This is a genomic window from Pseudomonas sp. HMWF006 (assembly GCF_003061205.1).
Classification (GTDB): Bacteria; Pseudomonadota; Gammaproteobacteria; order Pseudomonadales; family Pseudomonadaceae; genus Aquipseudomonas; species Aquipseudomonas monsensis.
On sequence record NZ_QAIU01000093.1, the window covers coordinates 1 to 4022 of the forward strand.

Consider the following 4022-nt stretch of genomic DNA (forward strand, 5'->3'; position numbering starts at 1 on the left):
GCACAAACCCTGTTGAGTTTTCTGCATAATTTGCCCACATAGGAGGGGATACAGGCGTTGCGCTCAAGCTCAAAATTCCAATTGTTTTATTAAGGCCTTCATAAAGTTTATTTTTTAATTTTGATGTTAATGGTGCTATGTAAGCTCCATGAATGCTATTGATTTGTTCCGAATTGAAAATTGTTGAGGTGAATTGCTCAAGCATATGAACAAGCTGCTCTTTCGGTAATAGCGCAAGCAAAGCTTTCTGTTCATCTGGGAGGCTGTTAATTGCTTCTAAGGCAATTTCATGTTTATCTGCTTTTTCGTAGTGCTCTCGAAGCTGTTGAGTTGACAAAGCCTCACTGAATAGCAGATTAAATTCGAATGGATCATTTAGTGCGGATGGCTGAGTAAATCGTATTGTCAGGTGTTGTAATACGTCAACTCTAGCAGAAGGAATGTATTTGTATAGTTTCTCTGGTGGCAGGTCCATGGCATCTACACACTTCAAGATTAAAGACAGTTAAAATATCATACAGAAGAATATTTAGTCGGGTGGCAAAGGGGCATATCCGATCTGTTCAGTTTCCGTTTAGTCCGCTGTCGCGCGTCAGAAGGCGGCGCTTCCAATAAATTTCTTTCTGCATCATCTCATCCTTCCCTGTATGTTTATCCGCAATTTCGAGAATGCTAAACCTGAAATTTTCTGCGAAATTTTTGCCACGCTTAGTTCGCAGATCTCGTATGCGGATATTTCCACCATGTCCGTTATTAGAGTAGTTAACCCAGCGATCCCACAAACCGCCCGTCCCGGTCGCCGAGCCTACGTATAGCTGATGCTCGCCTTCAGTACGGTCAGATATGAGATACACCCCTGCTACGCTGGAAAGCGCTGTCTGCCAAGATTCCAGACCCTGTTGGACGATAATGTTCAATTCCCTATGAGATATATCTACTTCGTTGAAGCCGGGAAATTTTCCGACTGTCATAGGCTTTTCCAGCATTGATGATACAACCATGCTTTTCAGGCACGTTTCAAGCCAGAGATAGTTACCTCGTGGTTTTGTGTAGTCGAGTATCAAGCGGCCTTCCAGCTCGGCAAATTCAGGCACACGGCGGTAGTCGTACACGAAGTCACGATTCCCTTTACTACCCTTCGATTCGTTGACTTTGAGTGAATCGTACACACCAGCCAGTAACCATTTCTTAGTGCCAGGCAGTTCTACCAGACCAATCACGTACTCGCATTCAAAGTTTCTTCGGGACTGCCATGACTGCCAATCGTCGAAATCGTCTGCAAGGAATACATCCATTGGGTGTTCAAACCCATTGTGTTGTGCGAGATGAACCTTTGTATTTTGGATTGTAAGTGACGGCAGCATGCTGCTCAGGAGTTGCATAAGCATAAAAGGTTGACTCTGCTGGAAGGGACTACGTACCCCAAGGATTCCATAGCAGCGCTTAAGCCGTCCAGATCGTCCTTCAGGTAGTTTTGATTGGTATAGGCGGTGATGGCTAGGTACAACAGCGTATGGCCGGAAGCAGCCGGATATGACTGACCGCTTCTGGCCGGTTAGCGACGGTCAGGGCTCGACCGTCGCTATGCATATTCAAACCTCGGTCTGTTCCGCCATCTCTAGGGCGTCGTCGACTTCAATTCCCAGATATCGAACGGTGCTCTCCAGCTTCGTATGGCCAAGCAGCAGTTGAACCGCTCGCAGATTCTTCGTCCTGCGATAGATCAGCGATGCCTTCGTACGCCTCATTGTGTGAGTGCCATACATAGCTGGATCAAGGCCAATTGCTTCCACCCAGCCTTTGACGATACGTGCGTATTGACGTGTTGATAGATGGTCTGAGGTATGCAGCTGGCTCGGAAAAAGGCAGTCCTCGCTCCGGAGTTGGGCCTGGTGTATCCAGGCTGCGATAGCAAACCGTGTTTGTTCGGTGATCTCGAACTGCACTGGCCGCAGCGTTTTCTGCTGCATCACGATGGCGCGTGGTGATACGTGCTCGCCATGGGCGACGTCACGCACACGAAGCTTGGTTAAGTCGCAGGCCCGAAGCTTGCTGTCGATGGCCAGATCGAAGAGCGCAAGATCACGGGTTCGTTCTGCAATTTGAAGCCTTACCCGGATGGCCCAGATATCTCTCAGTCTGAGTGGAGCTTTCTGCCCGACCAGTTTTCCTTTGTTCCAAGGCTGGCGGCTGCAGGTAGTGAAGATGTTCATGACGAGTCCTCCACGTGTCGAAGGACAAGGATGGCTGACCAGAGAAAGGGTCGCTAACCGGCCAGAAGCGGTCAGTCATGACCGGCTGTTATCAACCCATAGCTGCCGATGGCGCTCAGACATGAGTCGCCCAAGAGCGTGGGAGTATCGCGGACCTGATATAGCAAGCCCAATAACACTGAGCTTATGATGGTGCATCAATTTTCAGGGACGACCAAATGTATAGCGCGTACAAACCCATGCGGAATTTTGCCGCCAAATTGAATCGTATCGAGTCCCTCATAAAAATCTGGAGTTTTTTCGGAAACATCGAGCATGACAAACCCTTACCTTTGCAGTTCGCTCGAATGAATAAGCTCGGTAAGGCCTCCCTAAAGGACATAGTGCATCCTTGGGAGCTAGATATTCTAACGCGTGAGATTATTCTGCACGCCGATGGTAGTAACTCGAAGGATCTCTACAATACAGGCCACTTGGCAGCGGCCATCAATATAATACGGCGAATATCAGATAGCCAGAATAGTACAGATCTTCAAAGAACGATTTACCAAGAGTTACAGCGCGGCTACCAGCAACAAGTGCTGTGGCGTACTAACATGCACCTGATGCTTGCCCGTCATTTGAAAATTTACAACACGCCGGATCTCGCGACTGTTCTTATGAAAGGCACTACTCTTTCTATAAAGCAGTTTTATCTATTAGGGGTGTCGATATCCGGTCACTTCCTCACTAAGTATGCGTACAACCTAAAGCAGGATTACACAGAGTTTGGAATAAGCGATGAGCAGCGTGATGTTTTTCTAGAAAAGGTGGTGCTTAACTTTGAGGACCTAAAGGCTCGGACACTCAGCGCGCAGGAGTACAACGAAAACTGGTCCTACACTATTAATCCCCTTATAAGCACTCCACTGATTGTCATCGATCAAGCTTCTCCTAATACCGTAATTTGCCCCATTCCTTTTTACTTGATGTATAGGTTTTCGGAGGGGCTCTTTTTTGATATCGCTAAAATCCAAGGTTACGAGCAAGCGTACGGCGATGCTTTTGAGGATTACGTATATGACGTCAGCAACATTTTGAATGCGGGATGTAAATCTGGATTTTCAGTCAATATAGCCAAGCCTGAGCCGTACAACATCGGGAAAAACGCAAAGCATGGGATTGATTTACTCGTTTATGACACGACTGGAGCAATTCTCGTCGAGTGCAAGTCCAAACGACTAAGCCTCAAAGCTCGCTACCAATTGGAGAGTCAAGCCTTGTATAGCGAGATAGATGTTTTGGCTCGATATGTCGTTCAGAATTACAAGAACCTTGAGGACATCACCAATGGATACACAGGGTGGCAACCTGGGGACCGATCTCTTTTTCCGGTGGTCGTGACTCTTGTCAGTTGGAACCTTTTTGGGCCAAAGGCCTATGAAAGGCTCGAAGAGTCCGTGCTCAGTCTGTTGGACAAGGCCAAAATTTCTCGCGACGTTGTGGACTTGTATCCATACACCGTCATGTCGGTAGAGGAATACGAAATAGCCTTTCAAGTAATCACACAGGTAGGGGTAAAAGAGTTCTTTAACAAAAGGGCGAGCGAAAACCAGAAGGGATGGATGGTAATGCCATTCATCCAAACGAACTTCCCCAAAGAGTTAGAAGCCTGTCGCAACGATTATTTGAATTTTGTATTAGGCGACCTGGTAGAGGAAATTCGTGCGGGTATCTAGGCAATGGCGAAAAGGGAGGTCAAGAAAGAAAAGTCGCTGCCATTCTGACTGGCTGAATCGCCCCCTGGTTTAAAAAACAATGTTGAGCGAC

The 4022-nt window shown here is 47.3% G+C and carries 4 protein-coding genes; 1 reads left to right on the forward strand and 3 read right to left on the reverse strand.

What is annotated here, in order from left to right:
- The 3 genes from DBR24_RS03690 to DBR24_RS03700 form a co-directional block, all read right to left on the reverse strand.
- Positions 1-475: hypothetical protein (locus DBR24_RS03690; RefSeq protein WP_146188947.1), on the reverse strand; the 475-nt coding region annotated here is incomplete at its 3' end.
- 88 nt (positions 476-563) lie between these two features.
- Entirely contained in the window at positions 564-1388 is an 825-nt protein-coding gene (locus tag DBR24_RS03695; protein WP_128613922.1) for a GIY-YIG nuclease family protein, read from the reverse strand.
- Positions 1389-1592: 204 nt separating this feature from the next.
- Positions 1593-2213 carry a tyrosine-type recombinase/integrase gene (locus tag DBR24_RS03700; protein WP_128613923.1) on the reverse strand — a complete coding sequence of 207 codons (621 nt, stop codon included), beginning with the start codon at positions 2211-2213 and terminating at the stop codon, positions 1593-1595.
- A gap of 218 nt (positions 2214-2431) precedes the next feature.
- On the opposite strand from DBR24_RS03700, the gene DBR24_RS03705 reads away from it, so the two are divergent.
- Entirely contained in the window at positions 2432-3931 is a 1500-nt protein-coding gene (locus tag DBR24_RS03705) for a hypothetical protein (protein WP_128613924.1), read from the forward strand.
- The last annotated feature ends 91 nt before the right edge of the window (positions 3932-4022 follow it).

Bases quoted from the DNA above. Each gene is read 5' to 3' on its own strand.
- DBR24_RS03705 (WP_128613924.1), top strand. From the start codon at position 2,432: ATGTATAGCGCGTACAAACCCATGCGGAATTTTGCCGCCAAATTGAAT.
- DBR24_RS03700 (WP_128613923.1), bottom strand. From the start codon at position 2,213: ATGAACATCTTCACTACCTGCAGCCGCCAGCCTTGGAACAAAGGAAAA.
- DBR24_RS03695 (WP_128613922.1), bottom strand. From the start codon at position 1,388: ATGCTTATGCAACTCCTGAGCAGCATGCTGCCGTCACTTACAATCCAA.